Origin of the sequence: Neisseria arctica, from assembly GCF_022870905.1 — a bacterium.
In the GTDB taxonomy this organism is placed as follows: domain Bacteria; phylum Pseudomonadota; class Gammaproteobacteria; order Burkholderiales; family Neisseriaceae; genus Neisseria; species Neisseria arctica.
Genome location: NZ_CP091510.1, coordinates 758,772 through 783,290 on the forward strand (window position 1 = coordinate 758,772; position 24,519 = coordinate 783,290).

General features: G+C 52.5%; 5 protein-coding genes. 2 read left to right on the forward strand and 3 right to left on the reverse strand.

Features of this window, described 5'->3' with window-relative positions; genetic code table 11:
• Window positions 1-114: 114 nt before the first annotated feature.
• The 3 genes from LVJ86_RS03415 to smc all read right to left on the reverse strand — a co-directional run bounded on the left by LVJ86_RS03415 (window position 115) and on the right by smc (window position 5,813).
• On the reverse strand, window positions 115-1,314 hold the full coding sequence (locus LVJ86_RS03415; RefSeq protein WP_047761698.1) for an acetate kinase: 1,200 nt from the start codon (window positions 1,312-1,314) through the stop codon (window positions 115-117).
• Window positions 1,315-1,464: 150 nt separating this feature from the next.
• On the reverse strand, window positions 1,465-1,980 hold the full coding sequence (locus tag LVJ86_RS03420; protein WP_047761697.1) for a C40 family peptidase: 516 nt from the start codon (window positions 1,978-1,980) through the stop codon (window positions 1,465-1,467).
• 341 nt (window positions 1,981-2,321) lie between these two features.
• Complete coding sequence (smc, locus tag LVJ86_RS03425; RefSeq protein ID WP_047761696.1) at window positions 2,322-5,813, reverse strand: chromosome segregation protein SMC; 3,492 nt, start codon at window positions 5,811-5,813, stop codon at window positions 2,322-2,324.
• Window positions 5,814-6,268: 455 nt separating this feature from the next.
• Here smc and LVJ86_RS03430 point away from each other — a divergent pair, with 455 nt between their 5' ends.
• Together LVJ86_RS03430 and LVJ86_RS03435 are read left to right on the forward strand one after the other, a co-directional pair.
• Complete coding sequence (locus LVJ86_RS03430; RefSeq protein ID WP_235284623.1) at window positions 6,269-7,171, forward strand: OmpA family protein; 903 nt, start codon at window positions 6,269-6,271, stop codon at window positions 7,169-7,171.
• A gap of 55 nt (window positions 7,172-7,226) precedes the next feature.
• Window positions 7,227-24,452: an Ig-like domain-containing protein gene (locus LVJ86_RS03435; protein ID WP_244702606.1), complete on the forward strand. Its 17,226-nt coding sequence runs from the start codon at window positions 7,227-7,229 to the stop codon at window positions 24,450-24,452.
• The last annotated feature ends 67 nt before the right edge of the window (window positions 24,453-24,519 follow it).

Consider the following 24,519-nt stretch of genomic DNA (forward strand, 5'->3'; position numbering starts at 1 on the left):
GAGGATATGCTGATTGCAGGTGTTCCGGCTTTATTAATATAAGCTGTCATGTATTAGGGATAAAAATAAAAAAATCCCCTGTTTTAAACAGGGGATTTGCAAAGGGAAAAGTGGTTATGCCAAACCGGATAGAGCAGCAGTATCTTGTGCAATCATCAGCTCTTCGTTAGTCGGAATTACAACTGCTACGGGGCCGTTGCCGGTAGCGGTGATAACGCCCGCATTGCCGAAGCGTGCTTTTTGGTTGGCTTCCGCATCTGCGTTGAAGCCCAAGAATGCTAGATAACCCAATACTTTGGCGCGGATAACGTCTGAGTTTTCACCAATACCGCCGGTGAATACCAGCGCATCGATGCCACCTGCCGCAACGGCCATGCCGGCAACGTACTTGGCCAAACGGTAAGCAAAGATTTCCAGTGCCAATACGGCACCTTCGTGGCCTTTGGCAGCTTCTTCTTCAATAGTGCGGCAGTCGCTAGAGAGTTCGGAAATACCCAGTAGGCCTGATTTTTTGTTCAGCAAATCGGTAATTTCGGTGATGGTCATGCCTGTGTTTTGAGCCAGGAAAGAGAACACGCTCGGATCGATATCACCGCTGCGGGTGCCCATAACCAAGCCTTCCAGAGGGGTTAAGCCCATGCTGGTATCGCGGCATTCGCCGTTTTGAATGGCGGCGATAGATGCACCGTTACCGAGGTGGGCGATTACCATGCGCAGGCTGTTTTTGTCTTTACCCAAGAAACGGGCGGCTTCGTCGGCAACAAAACGGTAGCTGGTACCATGGAAGCCGTAACGACGCAGGCCGTATTTGCGGTAAAGTTCGCGTGGTACGGCGTAAGTGTAGGCGTGTTCGGGCATGGTTTGGTGGAATGCGGTATCGAATACGGCTACATTGGGCAGACCGGGGAAAATGGTTTGTACGGCGCGGATACCCAGTAGGTTGGCAGGGTTGTGCAGCGGTGCCAGCGGGATACATTTTTCGATACCGGCTATAACGTCTTCATTAATCAGGATTGAATCGCTGTACGTTTCGCCGCCGCTTACTACACGGTGGCCAACGGCGGCTACGCGGTCGGCCAGGTTGCGGGTTTTCAATTCTTCCATCAGCGCGCCTACGGCACCGGTGTGGTCGGGTTGTTGGGTTAATTCTACTTTGTGTTTTTCGCCGTTTGCTTTAAAGGTGATGTAGGCATCCGGCAGATTTAGTTTTTCCGCCAAGCAGCTCAGGATCACTTCGCCGCTGCCATTGTCGAGCACGGCGCCTTTTAAAGAAGAACTGCCGCAGTTTAATACCAAAATCAGTTGGGAAGACATTAAAAACTCCTAGTGTTTAGTTTGGATTTATCATAAAAAATAGAATGATAAAGAAAAGTGATTGTTGAGCGGGCTATATTCTAACAAAATTTCTTGTCCGGCGGCATTTTGCTTGAAATAGTGTTATAAAATTTCTGTTTTTGGGGCTAATCAGAAAAATGTACCGGCACCGACATAACGGTCGGCAAAATAACGATTGTTCATTTGTTCGGTACGGATGGTTCCTCTGCTTGAGGGCGCGTGGATGAATTGGCCGTTGCCGATATAAAGGCCAACGTGGGAATATTTACTGGAGCCGCCGGTGTTAAAGAAAACCAAATCTCCCGTTTTAAGGTTTTTGGGGGAAATAGGGCGGGCGGCCGCAGCCATATCGCGTGCGGTACGGGGCAGTTGTATGCCGAGAGCGTTTTGATAAACAAACTGTACCATACCGCTGCAATCAAAACCTGTAGCCGTGCTGTTGCCACCATATTTATAAGGTGTGCCGATCAGGCTCATGCTGTGTAACATCAGCTCTTGAGAGGCCTGATCACGGCCGATGTGGGTGATTCTGATTTTCTGAGTTTGAATACTGCTTATTTTGGTTTTAGGTGCTTTGCTACTGCCGCAGGCGGCCAGTTGGAGAATGGAAACGGCGAGAATGGTGGATTGGAACAGGGTTTTCATTAGGATGACTTAATCGATGGCAGTGGAATACTATTGATTATAGTAGAACTAGGCGATTAGGCAGGTAAACAGTTTGCGGATATGCATTTTATTGTTGTATTTGCTGTTTAAGCAGATTTGTTTTTCGGCTTTTTAGAGGCCGTCTGAAACTTTACAAGAATAGTTTGTAGCCGTGTAATAGCCGCGGGGAATAATCTTTTTATCGGCATAATATAAATATGTATGTAAGCCTGTTACCGATATTAGATATGATGTGTTTTCTATTTTATCGGGTTATAAATATTGAGGCCGTCTGAATTTTCTTATAGATATTTCAGACGGCCTGTTTCAATTGTGGCAAATTATGCAGGCTCGGCCATACTGAGTGCTTGTTGGATATCAACGGCCACAATACGCGATACGCCTTTTTCCTGCATGGTTACGCCGATCAGCTGTTCGGCCATTTCCATGGTGAGCCGGTTATGGGAAATATAGAGGAACTGGGTTTGTGCCGACATTTCTTTCACCAGATTGCAGAAGCGGCCGGTATTGGCATCATCCAGCGGTGCATCGACTTCGTCCAGCAGGCAGAAAGGTGCTGGATTGAGACTGAAGAGTGCGAACACCAAGCTCATGGCAGTAAGGGCTTTTTCTCCGCCGCTGAGCAGGTGGATGGTGCTGTTTTTCTTGCCGGGCGGGCGCGCCATGATGGATACGCCCGCTGAGAGCAAATCGTCACCTATCATATGCAGTTTTGCTTCTCCGCCGCCGAAAAGGGTCGGGAAGAAGGTTTGTACCTTTTCATTAACCGCATCAAAGGTTTCTTTAAAGCGTGCTTTTGTTTCGTTGTCGATTTGAGAGATGGCTTCTTCGAGCAAATCAATAGCGGATTGTACGTCTTCGCTTTGGCTTCGGTAATAGCCGTCGCGTTCACGTGCTTCTTCCAGCTCTTCCAGTGCGGCCAGGTTTACGGCACCGAGTGCTTGGATTTTTTGTGCCAAATTGCCGATATCTTCGCTTAGTGCGTTGAGATTACCCGAGGCATCCGCGAGGTTTTCAAGTTCACTTAGATCAGCATTGCGAACGGCGAGATTTTCGTGGAAACGTTTGGCATTAAGCAAGGCTTCTTGCTGTTGCAGCAGGGCGGTTTGTGTGGCGGCTTGCAGTTGGGGCAGTTTTGCCGATAGAGCCTGCTGCTGTGTATATTGTTGACGCCCTTGTTTCTGTGTGGCCGAAAGCTGATCTTGGATACCGAGATACGCTTCATCCAAGGTTTGTACTTCTTCACCCAAACTTTGTAGTTTGATGTGTTGTTCGTCATTTTGCTGTTCGGCTTCGTAAGCCAGTGCCAGTTCGCTTTGGCGTTCCTGCCAGTCAAGCGTTTGTTGCTCGAGCTGGGCAAGCTGCTGCTCTCGACTTTGTTTTTGCTGTTGCAGTTTGTGTACGGCTACTTCGACCAAACCATATCGGCGGTTGGCCTCTAGAAGGGCGAGTTGCGCCTGCTTGAGTTGGTTTTGTTGCTGTTGGCGGCTGCCTGAAGTGGTTTGTTGTTGTGTTTCCAGCTCCGAACATGCTTCGGTGAGTGTGGCGATGTCGTCTTCGAGGCCGTCTGAAGTTTGCTCGAGTATCAGCTGCTCTTCTTCGAGTTGCAGTAGTTCCCGGGTGATATGTTCGCGACGGATTTGCCCTTGGTTGGTACGGGCCAGTAGTTCGGCTGCACGGGTTTGAGCGGCCTGGTACTGTTGATTGTGTTGCTTCTGCTGCTGTTGTAGGTTTTTATAGTGTTGTTCGGCGGCAAGAAGGGCGCTATGACTTTGGTTACGTTGTTGTTCTGCTGCCGCCAGCTTTGGTGTGAGTGTAGCCAATTCGGTGTTAAGCTCGTCTAAGCGGGCCTTACGGGAAATCAGATTTTCTTGCCCCGCCTCTGCGTAAAGTAATACGCCGGCTCGGTCGACTTGGTGTCCTTCTGGAGTAAGCCAAAGTTGTTTGCCTTGTAAGTCGCCTTGGTGGGCAAGGGCATAGTCTAGATCCGGGGCGCATAATACGCCGTCCAACCAATGGTGCAAAGCAGCTTGGAATGCGCCTTGAGCATGAATTTGGTTAAGAAGGGCCTGAGCCGGCAGTGATTTTTTTAGGCCGCCGCTGAGTTTGTTGTCGATCCAAGCTGCCCGCCCGTTCGGTAGAGGGGTAGGAGGGTGGAATGTAACTGGTACGGCTCGGGCATGCAGTCGTTCGGCCAGAAATGCACTTAGGGCATGCTGCCATTGGGCTGGTGCTTGTATGTGTTGCCAAAGTTGGGGCATTTCTACAGCGTCGGTATGCTGCCAGAAATCGCTGTTGGCATTGTCTTGCGCAAGTAATTGGGTAAGGGCCTGTTGTTGGGCGGTTAGTGTGATGTGTTGCTGTTGAATGGTCTGATGATTCGCCGAGGCCGTCTGAAAATCATTTTGCAGGGTTTCAAGTTGTGTTTCCGCAGCCAGCAATTGTTCTTCGTAATGTTCTTGTTGGCTTTGCAATAAGGCTGCCTGCTCTTGCGCTGCTTCGGTATCTGCTCCGGCGGGCAGGTTCAAGGCCTTATTTTCTTCGTCTAAGCGTTGGCGGCGCTGAGCATGCTGTTTGACGGTTGCTTGGGCGTGAGTCAACTGTTGTTGTTTGAGAGCCAATTCACGCTTGATACGGTTGTATTCGTCTTGTTGAGCTTGGAATGCATTGTTTAAATTAGATTGTGCTTCTTCAAGCTCGGGCAGGCGTTCTTCATGCTCGGCAACTTGCATTGCCAGTTCGGCTAGCTCAACTTGCTTGTTTTCAATTTGGATATCGTGCTCTTCAATCTCCGCATGAATTTCTTGCTGTTGCTGGTGGATACGCTGCAACTGGGCTTGTGCCGCTGCTTTATCACGTTCGATACGCTGGTGTAGGGTTTGTTGGTGGCGGATTTGTTCTTCTAGGCGGGCGATTTGTTCACGCAGCACACTGCGACGGTTGCTGATATCTTGTACTTGTATCTGTTGCGCTTGCTCTGTAGCTTGCAGTGCATGAATTTGTTCTGTCAAAGCTTGGATTTGCGCGGCCATTTCGTCTTGTTGTTGTTGGAACTGCCGGTGTTGTGCAGTAGCTTTGTCTGCATTAGCCAAGGCTTGTTGCCATTGCAGGTAATCCAGTAAATCTTGTTGCTTTGATAGCTGTTGTGTAAGGGTTTTGTAGCGTTGGGCCGTTTCGGCTTGCTTTTCAAGTTTTTCAACCTGGCGGGCCAATTCGTTTTGCAAATCTGCCAAACGTTGCAAATGCTCGCGGGTATCTTTCAGACGGCCTTCTGTTTCTTTGCGCCGCTCTTTATATTTAGATACGCCTGCCGCCTCCTCTATATATGCACGTAACTCTTCGGGGCGTGCTTCGATAATCCGGGAAATCATGCCTTGTTCGATAACGGCATAACCACGCGCGCCCACACCCGTTCCCAAGAAAAGGTCGGTGATATCTCGGCGGCGGACAACTTGATTATTGATAAAGTAGGTGGATTCTCCTTGTCGGGTCAGTTGGCGTTTGATACTGACTTCAGCATATTGCCCCCATGGTCCTTGTAGAGAGTGGTCTGCATTATTGAAAACAAGCTCTACAGAAGCGCGTGGAGCGGGGCGGCGGGTCGCCGCACCATTAAAAATCACATCCTGCATGCTTTCACCGCGTAATTGCTTGGCGGAAGCCTCTCCCAGTACCCAGCGAACTGCATCGATTACGTTGGATTTTCCGCAGCCGTTTGGGCCTATTACTGCAACGAGTTGTCCCGGTACGTGAATGGTTGTGGGATCGGTAAAAGATTTAAACCCTGCAAGTTTAATATGGGTAAGGCGCATGTCGGTGAAGTTTGCTTTGAAAAAAGACTGCTATTTTAGCTGAAAATTATTATTAAGTGATGGATTTTTCGGATAGAAAATACTTAGATATATAGTGCAAGACGGGTTTAAATTTCAAGTGAAATATTTGATCGGTCGCCGGATAAATTTGAATATTCAAATTATATCCTAGGCTGCCTACTCTAAATTACTTGTGTGAAGCGGATTGTTGCAGAAAAGTAACGGGTGAAACTACCACTTGTCAGGTTAACTAACCGTATAGGTATGCTAAAGAAATGCGAGATAAAATGCCTTTATCATCTTAAACATAGTAAAGGGGTTATTATCTATTGTCTGCCGATTTGCTGGGGATTTTGTTTCGGCAGATATATCGGGGATGTTTCTGTCTTAAGTTAACCTCTTAAAATTAAAACAATTTATTAAAATTTATATTCAAATAAAATTAGGAGCCTGTCATGATGTTTTCTCGTCGCCATTTAGTTTGGGTTTTGTTGCCGTTTTTCGCTACAGGTTGCGTCACTCACTCTAAAGTGACTTGGGTTGATACTAAAGACATTGTATACAGCACTTCAGTTCCAGAGGGGCGCTCTTCAGTAGTGTTTTACCGATCTAGTGACGCAATTGACGGACCAACGGTAAATATTTATGTAAATGGTGAATATCTAGGTTCGCTGCAGCCCAATGCATACCGTCAGGAAACAGTATGTGCGCAAAATCAACGTTTCCATGCGGATTTTACAAATCAAGATCGCGCATATCGTAAAAAGGCCGACTTAGGGGATTACTATAATCTTCCTGAGGCGGCTGTATCTTTCTTTAAAATTACCAACAATAATGGACAACCGGCTTTGGAACCCGTAACTCCGGAGCAGGCTGAGGCTGATTTAAAAGGTGTTCAGCAGCAAAACCATACTTTGTCACGCGTATCAAAAGCCAGCCAATGTGCCGAAGTATTGAAAAAATACAGCTTGCAGGCTTCGGCTTTATTTAAATTTGATCGTTCCGAATATAAAGATATGTTGCCTCAGGGTAAACGTGAGGTAGCTGCAGTTTCTGATGATATCAAGCAAAATCTCAATCGGGTCAGCAGCATTTCCGTAATCGGTCATACCGATCCGGAAGGTAGTGATATTTATAACAATAAATTGTCGACTGCTCGTGCTGCTACTGTGAAAAAAGCGTTGATGGAAAGTGGCCTCCAAGGTGGAATGATTGTTGCCGAGGGACGCGGTAAAAAAGAGTTGTTGGTAACTAACTGCCGTGCTCAACATCCGAAAAATGCCAAAGCTCGCCAAGAGTGTGATCAGCCTAATCGTAGGGTAGAGATTCTGCTTCATGGTGAAAAAGCTGCAAAATAAATTAGTAAAAATAAATACATATATCAAATAAAATAGAAAAGATAAGGTGAATCAAATGGCGAAAAACATTACGCTCAATATTAATAATGCTAAAGAAGTAGTGGAAAGCATCAAAATTCAGACTGCCAGTGGTGAGGCTGTCCGTATTGCGGCGCAACCGGGTGTGAATTATCAATTTATTGATGACCTAACTCAGTTCGGCCCTGAAAATATCATGATTAAGCGTGTTGGGGACGACTTGTTTGTAGCGGTTGAAGGTACAGATATTGCTAATCCCGATTTAGTGATTGAGGGATACTACTCGGGTAAAACCAGTGCGTATAAAGATAGCTTGCTGATCGGGCAGCATGAGAACGGTAATATTTATCCCTATATCCCTGAAAGTACCCTTCCGGAGGATGCGGTAACCTTGCTGGCTGAAGAAGTGCAAGCCGGTCAAGCTTTGGGTGGAGAAGTGATCCAAGCTTTATGGATGCCGAATCCATTATGGTTATTGGCTTTGATGCCGTTGGCCGCATTGGGAGCGCAAGGGGGTAATAATAACGATACTCCAGTTCCAGAGCTTCCTGCTCCTGAAATCACAGTTGATGCGCCAGACCTGACTAATGATAATACCCCGACTATTAGTGGTAAGACTGATGCTGAGCCGGGACAAACAGTTTCTGTATTGATTACAGACGCGGAAGGCAAGCAGCAAACAGTTACTACTACAGTTAAAGATGACGGCACCTATGAAGTGGATGTAAAAGAGCCTTTGGCTGATGGAGAATATACTGCTGAAGCAACTGTGAATAATAAGGCTGGTAAAACAGCTACTGCTACTGATCCTGGAACGGTAGATACAATGGCGCCAAGTGCTCCTGTTGTAACTATTATCGAAGATAAAAATAATGATGGCTATATCAGTTCTGATGAATTAGATGGTGATATCAATGTAACTGTAACGTTGCCACGAGATGCCGTAGCGGGAGACACGCTGAACGTCGACACCAACGGCGACGGCAAACCCGACTTCAGCCATGTACTGACCGCAGCCGACATCGTTAAAGGCAGCGTAGACGTACCGGGCGTTAAGAATCCCGGCGAAGGTAAGACCCTGACCGTAGAGGCCTGGGTGACCGATCCTGCCGGCAACAGCGGCGAGAAAGGCCGCGACAGCGCCGAAATCGACACCCAAGCACCGGGTGCGCCGACGGTTGAAATCAAAGACGGCGGCGACGGCTATGTGAACGGCGAAGAAGCCAAAGGCGGCGTAGAAGTATTGATCACCCCGCCGAAAGACGCGAAGCCGGGCGACGTATTGGAAGTTGACTATGACGGCGACGGCAAACCGGACTTTACCAAAGAGCTGACGCCGGAAGACATCGCGGGCGGGGTAACCGTAACCGTACCGGAAGACAAGATTCCGACGGACGGGCCGCTGGAAGTAAGCGCGACCGTAACCGACGCGGCTGGCAATACCGGCCCCAAAGGCAGCGACAGCACCCAAGCCGATACTGCCGTACCGAACAACGGCGTAGCACCGGTAGTGGAAATCACCGAAGATGCCAACAACGACGGCTTCATCAACCGCGAAGAGCTGGATGGTGCGGTAGACGTTAAAGTCAGCTTCGACGGAGACAAAGTATCCGTAGGCGACGTTGTGAAAGTGACTTCGGGCGGCGTTACCAAAGAAGTGATCGTTACGGCCGAAGACAAAGCCAAAGGCTACGTGACCACCGAATTCGACGCACCGGCACACGGCAGCGAAATGGTTGTGACCGCAGTGATCGCAGACAAAGCCGGCAACGTTTCCGAGGAAGGCCGCGACAGCGCCAAATTGGATCTGAGCGATTTGGTTTCAGACGGCGTCAGCATCGTGATTGACGAAGATGCCAATAACGACGGCTTCATCAGCAAAGAAGAGCTGCAAGGTACCATCGACGTTACCGTTACTCTGCCCAAACAGGCAGTGGCGGGTGATCTGCTGGTCGTGACCGCCACGGGCAATACCCCGAAAGAAATCACGCTGACCCAGGCCGATATCGATGCGGGCAAAGTCAGCACCAGCTTCACCGCACCGGGCAACGGCACCGAGTTTGTCGCCACAGCGCAAGTGAGCGATGCCGCAGGCAATAAGAGCAATGTTGCCGAAGACAAAGCGACGTTGAAACTGGACGAGCCTGGCGCACCGGTAGTGACCATCGTTGAAGACAAAAACAACGACGGCTACATCAACGCGGACGAATTGGACGGCGACATCAACGTATCGGTAGAGTTGCCGAAAGGAGCGGTTGCGGGTGATACCCTGACCGTCACCGACAACGCCGGTAACGAACAAAAAGTCGTACTGACGCCCGAACAAATTGCCGCAGGCAAAGTAGAAGTTACCCTGCCGGCACCGCAAGACGGCGGTAAGATCGAAGTAAGCGCGACCGTAACCGACGTAGCCGGTAACACCGGTCCGGCGGGTACCGATTCCGCCACCGTAGACACTACCGTATACAAAGGTCTGGTGATCGAAATTACCGAAGATGCCAACAACGACGGCTACATCAACGCGGCCGAGCTGAAAGGCAACGACATCGACGTACGCGTTACCCTGCCGGAAGGCGCGGCAGCCGGCGATACCCTGACGGTAAGCGGCAGCGGCAATACCGACAAAGTGATCACGCTGACACCGGAGCAAGTAAAAGCCGGTTACGTGGACGTGAAATTCAATCCGACGGGTGACAACACCGACTTCGTAGCGACCGCCTCTATCCGTGATGTGGCAGGCAACAGCGCCGGTCCGGTTAACGACAGCGCCCGTCTGCAACTGAGCGCGCCGGGCAAACCGATCGTGACCATTACCGAAGACGCGAACAACGACGGCTTCATTAACGGTAAAGAACTGAACGGCGACATCGGCGTCAACGTAGCGCTGCCGGCGACAGCCGTAGCGGGAGACACGCTGAACGTCGACACCAACGGCGACGGCAAACCCGACTTCAGCCATGTACTGACCGCAGCCGACATCGTTAAAGGCAGCGTAGACGTACCGGGCGTTAAGAATCCCGGCGAAGGTAAGACCCTGACCGTAGAGGCCTGGGTGACCGATCCTGCCGGCAACAGCGGCGAGAAAGGCCGCGACAGCGCCGAGATCGACACCCAAGCACCGGGTGCGCCGACGGTTGAAATCAAAGACGGCGGCGACGGCTATGTGAACGGCGAAGAAGCCAAAGGCGGCGTAGAAGTATTGATCACCCCGCCGAAAGACGCGAAGCCGGGCGACGTATTGGAAGTTGACTATGACGGCGACGGCAAACCGGACTTTACCAAAGAGCTGACGCCGGAAGACATCGCGGGCGGTGTTACCGTAACCGTACCGGAAGACAAGATTCCGACGGACGGCCCGCTGGAAGTAAGCGCGACCGTAACCGACGCGGCTGGCAATACCGGCCCCAAAGGCAGCGACAGCACCCAAGCCGATACTGCCGTACCGAACAACGGCGTAGCACCGGTAGTGGAAATCACCGAAGATGCCAACAACGACGGCTTCATCAACCGCGAAGAGCTGGATGGTGCGGTAGATGTTAAAGTCAGCTTCGAAGGCGACAAAGTATCCGTAGGCGACATTGTTAAAGTGACCTCAGGCGGCGTTACCAAAGAAGTGATCGTTACCGCGGAAGACAAAGCCAAAGGCTACGTGACCACCGAATTCGACGCACCGGCACACGGCAGCGAAATGGTTGTGACCGCAGTGATTGCCGACAAAGCCGGCAACGTTTCCGAAGAAGGCCGCGACAGCGCTAAACTGGATCTGAGCGATTTGGTTTCAGACGGCGTCAGCATCGTGATTGACGAAGATGCCAATAACGACGGCTTCATCAGCAAAGAAGAGCTGCAAGGTACCATCGACGTTACCGTTACTCTGCCCAAACAGGCAGTGGCGGGTGATCTGCTGGTCGTGACCGCCACGGGCAATACCCCGAAAGAAATCACGCTGACCCAGGCCGATATCGATGCGGGCAAAGTCAGCACCAGCTTCACCGCACCGGGCAACGGCACCGAGTTTGTCGCCACAGCGCAAGTCAGCGATGCCGCAGGCAATAAGAGCAATGTTGCCGAAGACAAAGCGATGTTGAAACTGGACGAGCCTGGCGCACCGGTAGTCACCATCGTTGAAGACAAAAACAACGACGGCTACATCAACGCGGACGAATTGGACGGCGACATCAACGTATCGGTAGAGTTGCCGAAAGGAGCGGTTGCGGGTGATACCCTGACCGTCACCGACAACGCCGGTAACGAACAAAAAGTCGTACTGACGCCCGAACAAATTGCCGCAGGCAAAGTAGAAGTTACCCTGCCGGCACCGCAAGACGGCGGTAAGATCGAAGTAAGCGCGACCGTAACCGACGTAGCCGGTAACACCGGTCCGGCGGGTACCGATTCCGCCACCGTAGACACTACCGTATACAAAGGTCTGGTGATCGAAATTACCGAAGATGCCAACAACGACGGCTACATCAACGCGGCCGAGCTGAAAGGCAACGACATCGACGTACGCGTTACCCTGCCGGAAGGCGCGGCAGCCGGCGATACCCTGACGGTAAGCGGCAGCGGCAATACCGACAAAGTGATCACGCTGACACCGGAGCAAGTAAAAGCCGGTTACGTGGACGTGAAATTCAATCCGACGGGTGACAACACCGACTTCGTAGCGACCGCCTCTATCCGTGATGTGGCAGGCAACAGCGCCGGTCCGGTTAACGACAGCGCCCGTCTGCAACTGAGCGCGCCGGGCAAACCGATCGTGACCATTACCGAAGACGCGAACAACGACGGCTTCATTAACGGTAAAGAACTGAACGGCGACATCGGCGTCAACGTAGCGCTGCCGGCGACAGCCGTAGCGGGAGACACGCTGAACGTCGACACCAACGGCGACGGCACACCCGACTTCAGCCACGTACTGACGGAAGCCGACATCGTTAAAGGCAGCGTAGACGTACCGGGCGTTAAGAATCCCGGCGAAGGTAAGACCCTGACCGTAGAGGCCTGGGTGACCGATCCTGCCGGCAACAGCGGCGAGAAAGGCCGCGACAGCGCCGAGATCGACACCCAAGCACCGGGTGCGCCGACGGTTGAAATCAAAGACGGCGGCGACGGCTATGTGAACGGCGAAGAAGCCAAAGGCGGCGTAGAAGTATTGATCACCCCGCCGAAAGACGCGAAGCCGGGCGACGTATTGGAAGTTGACTATGACGGCGACGGCAAACCGGACTTTACCAAAGAGCTGACGCCGGAAGACATCGCGGGCGGTGTTACCGTAACCGTACCGGAAGACAAGATTCCGACGGACGGCCCGCTGGAAGTAAGCGCGACCGTAACCGACGCGGCTGGCAATACCGGCCCCAAAGGCAGCGACAGCACCCAAGCCGATACTGCCGTACCGAACAACGGCGTAGCACCGGTAGTGGAAATCACCGAAGATGCCAACAACGACGGCTTCATCAACCGCGAAGAGCTGGATGGTGCGGTAGACGTTAAAGTCAGCTTCGACGGAGACAAAGTATCCGTAGGCGACGTTGTGAAAGTGACTTCGGGCGGCGTTACCAAAGAAGTGATCGTTACGGCCGAAGACAAAGCCAAAGGCTACGTGACCACCGAATTCGACGCACCGGCACACGGCAGCGAAATGGTTGTGACCGCAGTGATCGCAGACAAAGCCGGCAACGTTTCCGAGGAAGGCCGCGACAGCGCCAAATTGGATCTGAGCGATTTGGTTTCAGACGGCGTCAGCATCGTGATTGACGAAGATGCCAATAACGACGGCTTCATCAGCAAAGAAGAGCTGCAAGGTACCATCGACGTTACCGTTACTCTGCCCAAACAGGCAGTGGCGGGTGATCTGCTGGTCGTGACCGCCACGGGCAATACCCCGAAAGAAATCACGCTGACCCAGGCCGATATCGATGCGGGCAAAGTCAGCACCAGCTTCACCGCACCGGGCAACGGCACCGAGTTTGTCGCCACAGCGCAAGTCAGCGATGCCGCAGGCAATAAGAGCAATGTTGCCGAAGACAAAGCGATGTTGAAACTGGACGAGCCTGGCGCACCGGTAGTCACCATCGTTGAAGACAAAAACAACGACGGCTACATCAACGCGGACGAATTGGACGGTGACATCAACGTATCGGTAGAGTTGCCGAAAGATGCGGCGGCAGGCGATACCCTGACCGTAACCGACAACGCCGGCAACGAACAAAAAGTCGTACTGACGCCCGAACAAATTGCGGCAGGCAAAGTAGAAGTTACCCTGCCGGCACCGCAAGACGGCGGCAAGATCGAAGTAAGCGCGACCGTAACCGACGTAGCCGGTAACACCGGTCCGGCGGGTACCGATTCCGCCACCGTAGACACTACCGTATACAAAGGTCTGGTGATCGAAATTACCGAAGATGCCAACAACGACGGCTATATCAACGCGGCCGAGCTGAAAGGCAACGACATCGACGTACGCATCACCCTGCCGGAAGGCGCGGCAGCCGGCGATACCCTGACGGTAAGCGGCAGCGGCAATACCGACAAAGTGATCACGCTGACACCGGAGCAAGTAAAAGCTGGTTACGTAGACGTGAAATTCAATCCGACGGGTGACAACACCGACTTCGTAGCGACCGCCTCTATCCGTGATGCGGCAGGCAACAGCGCCGGTCCGGTTAACGACAGCGCCCGTCTGCAACTGAGCGCGCCGGGCAAACCGATCGTGACCATTACCGAAGACGCGAACAACGACGGCTTCATTAACGGTAAAGAACTGAACGGCGACATCGGCGTCAACGTAGCGCTGCCGGCGACAGCCGTAGCGGGAGACACGCTGAACGTCGACACCAACGGCGACGGCACACCCGACTTCAGCCACGTACTGACGGAAGCCGACATCGTTAAAGGCAGCGTAGACGTACCGGGCGTTAAGAATCCCGGCGAAGGTAAGACCCTGACCGTAGAGGCCTGGGTGACCGATCCTGCCGGCAACAGCGGCGAGAAAGGCCGCGACAGCGCCGAAATCGACACCCAAGCACCGGGTGCGCCGACGGTTGAAATCAAAGACGGCGGCGACGGCTATGTGAACGGCGAAGAAGCCAAAGGCGGCGTAGAAGTATTGATCACCCCGCCGAAAGACGCGAAGCCGGGCGACGTATTGGAAGTTGACTATGACGGCGACGGCAAACCGGACTTTACCAAAGAGCTGACGCCGGAAGACATCGCGGGCGGGGTAACCGTAACCGTACCGGAAGACAAGATTCCGACGGATGGCAAACTGGTGGTTGAAGCGACCGTAACCGACGCGGCCGGCAACACCGGCCCCAAAGGCAGCGACAGCACCCAAGCCGATACTGCCGTACCGAACAACGGCGTAGCACCGGTAGTGGAAATCACCGAAGATGCCAATAACGACGGCTTCATCAACCGCGAAGAGCTGGATGGTGCGGTAGACGTTAAAGTCAGCTTCGACGGAGACAAAGTATCCGTAGGCGACGTTGTGAAAGTGACTTCGGGCGGCGTTACCAAAGAAGTGATCGTTACGGCCGAAGACAAAGCCAAAGGCTACGTGACCACCGAATTCGACGCACCGGCACACGGCAGCGAAATGGTTGTGACCGCAGTGATCGCAGACAAAGCCGGCAACGTTTCCGAGGAAGGCCGCGACAGCGCCAAATTGGATCTGAGCGATTTGGTTTCAGACGGCGTCAGCATCGTGATTGACGAAGATGCCAATAACGACGGCTTCATCAGCAAAGAAGAGCTGCAAGGTACCATCGACGTTACCGTTACTCTGCCCAAACAGGCAGTGGCGGGTGATCTGCTGGTCGTGACCGCCACGGGCAATACCCCGAAAGAAATCACGCTGACCCAGGCCGATATCGATGCGGGCAAAGTCAGCACCAGCTTCACCGCACCGGGCAACGGCACCGAGTTTGTCGCCACAGCGCAAGTGAGCGATGCCGCAGGCAATAAGAGCAATGTTGCCGAAGACAAAGCGACGTTGAAACTGGACGAGCCTGGCGCACCGGTAGTGACCATCGTTGAAGACAAAAACAACGACGGCTACATCAACGCGGACGAATTGGACGGCGACATCAACGTATCGGTAGAGTTGCCGAAAGGAGCGGTTGCGGGTGATACCCTGACCGTCACCGACAACGCCGGTAACGAACAAAAAGTCGTACTGACGCCCGAACAAATTGCCGCAGGCAAAGTAGAAGTTACCCTGCCGGCACCGCAAGACGGCGGTAAGATCGAAGTAAGCGCGACCGTAACCGACGTAGCCGGTAACACCGGTCCGGCGGGTACCGATTCCGCCACCGTAGACACTACCGTATACAAAGGTCTGGTGATCGAAATTACCGAAGATGCCAACAACGACGGCTACATCAACGCGGCCGAGCTGAAAGGCAACGACATCGACGTACGCGTTACCCTGCCGGAAGGCGCGGCAGCCGGCGATACCCTGACGGTAAGCGGCAGCGGCAATACCGACAAAGTGATCACGCTGACACCGGAGCAAGTAAAAGCCGGTTACGTGGACGTGAAATTCAATCCGACGGGTGACAACACCGACTTCGTAGCGACCGCCTCTATCCGTGATGTGGCAGGCAACAGCGCCGGTCCGGTTAACGACAGCGCCCGTCTGCAACTGAGCGCGCCGGGCAAACCGATCGTGACCATTACCGAAGACGCGAACAACGACGGCTTCATTAACGGTAAAGAACTGAACGGCGACATCGGCGTCAACGTAGCGCTGCCGGCGACAGCCGTAGCGGGAGACACGCTGAACGTCGACACCAACGGCGACGGCAAACCCGACTTCAGCCATGTACTGACCGCAGCCGACATCGTTAAAGGCAGCGTAGACGTACCGGGCGTTAAGAATCCCGGCGAAGGTAAGACCCTGACCGTAGAGGCCTGGGTGACCGATCCTGCCGGCAACAGCGGCGAGAAAGGCCGCGACAGCGCCGAGATCGACACCCAAGCACCGGGTGCGCCGACGGTTGAAATCAAAGACGGCGGCGACGGCTATGTGAACGGCGAAGAAGCCAAAGGCGGCGTAGAAGTATTGATCACCCCGCCGAAAGACGCGAAGCCGGGCGACGTATTGGAAGTTGACTATGACGGCGACGGCAAACCGGACTTTACCAAAGAGCTGACGCCGGAAGACATCGCGGGCGGTGTTACCGTAACCGTACCGGAAGACAAGATTCCGACGGACGGCCCGCTGGAAGTAAGCGCGACCGTAACCGACGCGGCTGGCAATACCGGCCCCAAAGGCAGCGACAGCACCCAAGCCGATACTGCCGTACCGAACAACGGCGTAGCACCGGTAGTGGAAATCACCGAAGATGCCAACAACGACGGCTTCATCAACCGCGAAGAGCTGGATGGTGCGGTAGATGTTAAAGTCAGCTTCGAAGGCGACAAAGTATCCGTAGGCGACATTGTTAAAGTGACCTCAGGCGGCGTTACCAAAGAAGTGATCGTTACCGCGGAAGACAAAGCCAAAGGCTACGTGACCACCGAATTCGACGCACCGGCACACGGCAGCGAAATGGTTGTGACCGCAGTGATTGCCGACAAAGCCGGCAACGTTTCCGAAGAAGGCCGCGACAGCGCTAAACTGGATCTGAGCGATTTGGTTTCAGACGGCGTCAGCATCGTGATTGACGAAGATGCCAATAACGACGGCTTCATCAGCAAAGAAGAGCTGCAAGGCAGCATCGACGTTACCGTTACTCTGCCCAAACAGGCAGTGGCGGGTGATCTGCTGGTCGTGACCGCCACGGGCAATACCCCGAAAGAAATCACGCTGACCCAGGCCGATATCGATGCGGGCAAAGTCAGCACCAGCTTCACCGCACCGGGCAACGGCACCGAGTTTGTCGCCACAGCGCAAGTCAGCGATGCCGCAGGCAATAAGAGCAATGTTGCCGAAGACAAAGCGATGTTGAAACTGGACGAGCCTGGCGCACCGGTAGTCACCATCGTTGAAGACAAAAACAACGACGGCTACATCAACGCGGACGAATTGGACGGCGACATCAACGTATCGGTAGAGTTGCCGAAAGGAGCGGTTGCGGGTGATACCCTGACCGTCACCGACAACGCCGGTAACGAACAAAAAGTCGTACTGACGCCCGAACAAATTGCCGCAGGCAAAGTAGAAGTTACCCTGCCGGCACCGCAAGACGGCGGTAAGATCGAAGTAAGCGCGACCGTAACCGACGTAGCCGGTAACACCGGTCCGGCGGGTACCGATTCCGCCACCGTAGACACTACCGTATACAAAGGTCTGGTGATCGAAATTACCGAAGATGCCAACAACGACGGCTACATCAACGCGGCCGAGCTGAAAGGCAACGACATCGACGTACGCGTTACCCTGCCGGAAGGCGCGGCAGCCGGCGATACCCTGACGGTAAGCGGCAGCGGCAATACCGACAAAGTGATCACGCTGACACCGGAGCAAGTAAAAGCCGGTTACGTGGACGTGAAATTCAATCCGACGGGTGACAACACCGACTTCGTAGCGACCGCCTCTATCCGTGATGCGGCAGGCAACAGCGCCGGTCCGGTTAACGACAGCGCCCGTCTGCAACTGAGCGCGCCGGGCAAACCGATCGTGACCATTACCGAAGACGCGAACAACGACGGCTTCATTAACGGTAAAGAACTGAACGGCGACATCGGCGTCAACGTAGCGCTGCCGGCGACAGCCGTAGCGGGAGACACGCTGAACGTCGACACCAACGGCGACGGCACACCCGACTTCAGCCACGTACTGACGGAAGCCGACATCGTTAAAGGCAGCGTAGACGTACCGGGCGTTAAGAATCCCGGCGAAGGTAAGACCCTGACCGTAGAGGCCTGGGTGACCGATCCTGCCGGCAACAGCGGCGAGAAAGGCCGCGACAGCGCCGAGATCGACACCCAAGCACCGGGTGCGCCGACGGTTGAAATCAAAGACGGCGGCGACGGCTATGTGAACGGCGAAGAAGCCAAAGGCGGCGTAGAAGTATTGATCACCCCGCCGAAAGACGCGAAGCCGGGCGACGTATTGGAAGTTGACTATGACGGCGACGGCAAACCGGACTTTACCAAAGAGCTGACGCCGGAAGACATCGCGGGCGGTGTTACCGTAACCGTACCGGAAGACAAGATTCCGACGGACGGCCCGCTGGAAGTAAGCGCGACCGTAACCGACGCGGCTGGCAATACCGGCCCCAAAGGCAGCGACAGCACCCAAGCCGATACTGCCGTACCGAACAACGGCGTAGCACCGGTAGTGGAAATCACCGAAGATGCCAACAACGACGGCTTCATCAACCGCGAAGAGCTGGATGGTGCGGTAGACGTTAAAGTCAGCTTCGACGGAGACAAAGTATCCGTAGGCGACGTTGTGAAAGTGACTTCGGGCGGCGTTACCAAAGAAGTGATCGTTACGGCCGAAGACAAAGCCAAAGGCTACGTGACCACCGAATTCGACGCACCGGCACACGGCAGCGAAATGGTTGTGACCGCAGTGATCGCAGACAAAGCCGGCAACGTTTCCGAGGAAGGCCGCGACAGCGCCAAATTGGATCTGAGCGATTTGGTTTCAGACGGCGTCAGCATCGTGATTGACGAAGATGCCAATAACGACGGCTTCATCAGCAAAGAAGAGCTGCAAGGTACCATCGACGTTACCGTTACTCTGCCCAAACAGGCAGTGGCGGGTGATCTGCTGGTCGTGACCGCCACGGGCAATACCCCGAAAGAAATCACGCTGACCCAGGCCGATATCGATGCGGGCAAAGTCAGCACCAGCTTCACCGCACCGGGCAACGGCACCGAGTTTGTCGCCACAGCGCAAGTCAGCGATGCCGCAGGCAATAAGAGCAATGTTGCCGAAGACAAAGCGATGTTGAAACTGGACGAGCCTGGCGCACCGGTAGTCACCATCGTTGAAGACAAAAACAACGACGGCTACATCAACGCGGACGAATTGGACGGTGACATCAACGTATCGGTAGAGTTGCCGAAAGATGCGGCGGCAGGCGATACCCTGACCGTAACCGACAACGCCGGCAACGAACAAAAAGTCGTACTGACGCCCGAACAAATTGCCGCAGGCAAAGTAGAAGTTACCCTGCCGGCACCGCAAGACGGCGGTAAGATCGAAGTAAGCGCGACCGTAACCGACGTAGCCGGTAACACCGGTCCGGCGGGTACCGATTCCGCCACCGTAGACACTACCGTATACAAAGGTCTGGTGATCGAAATTACCGAAGATGCCAACAACGACGGCTACATCAACGCGGCCGAGCTGAAAGGCAACGACATCGACGTACGCGTTACCCTGCCGGAAGGCGCGGCAGCCGGCGATACCCTGACGGTAAGCGGCAGCGGCAATACCGACAAAGTGATCACGCTGACACCGGAGCAAGTAAAAGCCGGTTACGTGGACGTGAAATTCAATCCGACGGGTGACAACACCGACTTCGTAGCGACCGCCTCTATCCGTGATGCGGCAGGCAACAGCGCCGGTCCGGTTAACGACAGCGCCCGTCTGCAACTGAGCGCGCCGGGCAAACCGATCGTGACCATTACCGAAGACGCGAACAACGACGGCTTCATTAACGGTAAAGAACTGAACGGCGACATCGGCGTCAACGTAGCGCTGCCGGCGACAGCCGTAGCGGGAGACACGCTGAACGTCGACACCAACGGCGACGGCAAACCCGACTTCAGCCATGTACTGACCGCAGCCGACATCGTTAAAGGCAGCGTAGACGTACCGGGCGTTAAGAATCCCGGCGAAGGTAAGACCCTGACCGTAGAGGCCTGGGTGACCGATCCTGCCGGCAACAGCGGCGAGAAAGGCCGCGACAGCGCCGAGATCGACACCCAAGCACCGGGTGCGCCGACGGTTGAAATCAAAGACGGCGGCGACGGCTATGTGAACGGCGAAGAAGCCAAAGGCGGCGTAGAAGTATTGATCACCCCGCCGAAAGACGCGAAGCCGGGCGACGTATTGGAAGTTGACTATGACGGCGACGGCAAACCGGACTTTACCAAAGAGCTGACGCCGGAAGACATCGCGGGCGGTGTTACCGTAACCGTACCGGAAGACAAGATTCCGACGGACGGCCCGCTGGAAGTAAGCGCGACCGTAACCGATGCGGCCGGCAATACCGGCCCCAAAGGCAGCGACAGTGTTAATGTTGATACCAAAGCACCTACTATAGACATTAACCATATTGCCGGTGAGAACCAAGGTGCGACGGATGCCGACGGTTATGCTGTAATCAATGCGGCGGACAAACAAAACGGCTTCAACGTATCGGGTGTAACCGATGCGGAGAACGGTCAGACCGTAGTTGTGAAAGTATTGGATGGCAACACAGAGGTGGCCAGCTATACCACTACCGTGACTAACGGTACATGGAGTGCTGCCGTACCTGCGGGAGCTGCTTGGGTTGCCGACGGTAAAGCGTATAGCTTCAGCGCCAGCGTTACCGATAAAGCAGGTAATACAGCTACTGACGTAGACGTAACCAAAGCTACCGACTTGACTGCTCCGAATGCCAATACGACCAAACTGGTTATCAGCAGTGTGGCAGGTGATGACGTATTGAACGGCCAAGAATCTGCTGCTACTGAAGTTCCGGTGGTAGGCAAAGTAAGCGGTGAATTTAAAGCCGGAGACGTCGTAACCGTAGTGGTTAACGGCAACAGTTACACAAGCAAAGTAGATGCACAAGGTAACTTCACCGTTAAAGTCAAAGGTAGCGATTTGGCGGCCGATGCGGATAAGGTAGTAGATGCCAGCATCACGACTACAGACGCGGCAGGCAATACCGGTACGATAACTGCTACCCGTCCGTACACCGTGGATGGAAAAGTTTCTATCGACATCAACCATATTGCCGGTGAGAACCAAGGTGCGACGGATGCCGACGGCTATGCTGTAATCAATGCGGCGGACAAACAAAACGGCTTCAACGTATCGGGTGTAACCGATGCGGAGAACGGTCAGACCGTAGTTGTGAAAGTATTGGATGGCAACACAGAGGTGGCCAGCTATACCACTACCGTGACTAACGGTACATGGAGTGCTGCCGTACCTGCGGGAGCTGCTTGGGTTACCGACGGTAGAGCGTATAGCTTCAGCGCCAGCGTTACCGATAAAGCAGGTAATACAGCTACTGACGTAGACGTAACCAAAGCTACCGACTTGACTGCTCCGAATGCCAATACGACCAAACTGGTTATCAGCAGTGTGGCAGGTGATGACGTATTGAACGGCCAAGAATCTGCTGCTACTGAAGTTCCGGTGGTAGGCAAAGTAAGCGGTGAATTTAAAGCCGGAGACGTCGTAACCGTAGTGGTTAACGGCAACAGTTACACAAGCAAAGTAGATGCACAAGGTAACTTCACCGTTAAAGTCAAAGGTAGCGATTTGGCGGCCGATGCGGATAAGGTAGTAGATGCCGGCATCACGACTACAGACGCGGCAGGCAATACCGGTACGATAACTGCTACCCGTCCGTACACCGTGGATGGAAAAGTTTCTATCGACATCAACCACATTGCCGGTGATAACCAAGGTGCGAAGGATGCCGACGGCTATGCTGTAATCAATGCGGCGGACAAACAAAACGGCTTCAACGTATCGGGTGTAACCGATGCGGAGAACGGTCAGACCGTAGTTGTGAAAGTATTGGATGGCAACACAGAGGTGGCCAGCTATACCACTACCGTGACTAACGGTACATGGAGTGCTGCCGTACCTGCGGGAGCTGCTTGGGTTACCGACGGTAAAGCGTATAGCTTCAGCGCCAGTGTTACCGATAAAGCAGGTAATACAGCTACTGATGTAGACGTAACCAAAGCGACTGATTTGACTGCTCCGAATATTACTGTGGATGCTCCTGATAACAGTAATGACAATACACCGACTATTACAGGTACGACGAATGCACCTGCCGGTTCGGTAGTAACTATTTCTGTTACAGACAGCAATAGCCAAGTACAAACCTTCACGGCAGTAGTGCAGCAAGATGGTACATACCGTGCAGATGTTCCGAATCCGCTTGCGGACGGTAATTATCTTGCAACAGTTACCGTAAAAGATCCGGCCGGTAATGAAGCAAGGGCACGAGATTTAGGTAGTATTGATACTGTTAATCCGACTGTATCTGTGAATGACGCCAATCTTGCAGTGAAAGAGGCTTCAGGTGCTAGCGTAAGCGGTATTATTAAAGTTAGCGATAGTAATGGTGTAGCTTCCGTGACCGTTGGTGGCAAAGATGTAACTTCTGCTACTACTTCTACGCCTGTAGTTATTACCACTGCTAAAGGTACCTTGACGATTACCGAATACAATGCTTCTACCGGTGTGGTTTCTTACACTTATAAAGAAGCTAATAAAGCACAAGATCACAGCCAGGGAGATTTATCAGTACGTGACAGCTTCATCGTAACCGTACGTGATAAAGCGGGCAATATGGTGATGGACAGCTTGGATGTTGTCATTACAGATACTGCTCCGGTTGCTGCGAATGATACAAAAGCAATCAATGAAGGAGACATTAGCGTAAGTGGCAATTTGTTGGCTAACGATACAATTGGTGCAGATGCGCCAGTCACTGTGAGCATCGCCAAATCTGCCGGTAATTATGGTGTACTGACCGTAGATGCTTCTGGTAACTATAAGTATGACTTGAACTCTGCGAATCCTGCTGTTAAAGCATTGAAAGACGGCGAGACTCTGAAGGAAACCTTCAGCTACACAGTAACCGATGCAGACGGCGACAGTAGTACTGCCCAGCTGACTATTACGATTAATGGTGCCAGCGATAAATCTGTTATTGGCACTAACAAGCCTGATGTTATTACAGGTGGCAATGGAGATGATGTACTGGTCGGCGATACAGGTGGTTCTGAAATCATCATTACCCCGGGGGCTAATTACAATGTAATGATCCTCTTGGATAATTCGAACAGTATGAACTTCTTTAAAGCGGCTAATGGTTTGACTTATGGAGAGATGGCTAAGAAATCATTGTTGAAGTTGGCAAATGATTTGGCCGGGCATGATGGTAAGATTAACGTTGCATTCATGACTTTCAACAAAGTATCAAATATGCAGTTGAGCATAAAAGACTTGAATGGCAGTAATGTTGATCAATTAATCAATAAGATTAATAGCTTAGCATTTACGGATGCAACCAACTATGATGATGCTTTCCGTGATGCGACAACTTGGCTAAATAGCGTTTCATCAAATGGCTATAAGAATGTTACTTATTTCTTAACTGATGGTGAACCGACTACTTATGGTACAACTGGTTGGATTAATGGTGCTTATGTAACACAAACATCAATGGATGCCGCCTTGTCTAGCTTTAAAGGGCTGAGTGCGATTTCAGATGTACATGCCATCGGCTTCTCTAAAGGTGTTGGTAACAATACACTGAAATATTTCGATAATACTTCCGATAGTGATTTGGTGTATAACCAAGAATGGCAAAATTATTTTGCACCGTCAGGTTACAACACTGTTAAATTGAGCGGTTATACCGGTGAGTCTGCGATTGTAAGTAACCCTGATGAACTGGATGCTGCATTGCAACACGGTACTACTCAAATTCATTTGGATAGTGTTTCAAATGATGTAATCAGTGGTGGTGCAGGTGATGATATTCTGTTTGGTGATACAATCAACACGGATCATCTGTCTTGGGTGAACACTAGCACAGGTGTGGCGTACACTTCTGATAACCATGACGGTCAAAGCATTAATGCGCTGAAAGAGTACATTAAATGGACCGATAACAGTGGTGCAGATGCTACCAGCGATCAAATCAACAGTTATGTCCGCAGCAACTGGCAGGATCTGTTGGATGGTCGTAGTGATGGCGGAGACGATACGCTCAACGGTGGCAGCGGTAATGACATTCTGTTTGGTGGAGCCGGAAACGATACGCTGACTGGCGGTGAAGGTGCTGATCAGTTTGTATTCCTGGCCAACAGCAACAGTGGTCAAGATATCATTACTGATTTTGAGGCCGGTGTGGATAAAGTAGTGTTTGCCGACTTGGTAAGCCCTGCTCAGTTGAAAGGTGCTGTTTGGAATGATGCAACCCATACCTTAAGCTTTACCGGTGTGGGCAGTGATGGCCAAACTTACAACAACAGTATCACTTTCAAAGGAATGGCTTCGGGCCAAACCCTAAACATTATTTTGGACAACCATGTTGAATTTATCGGTTAAAGTTGTCTGAATATATCCCACTATCAAAGCCCTGCCGAAAAAGCAGGGCTTTTATTATTTATTTAGA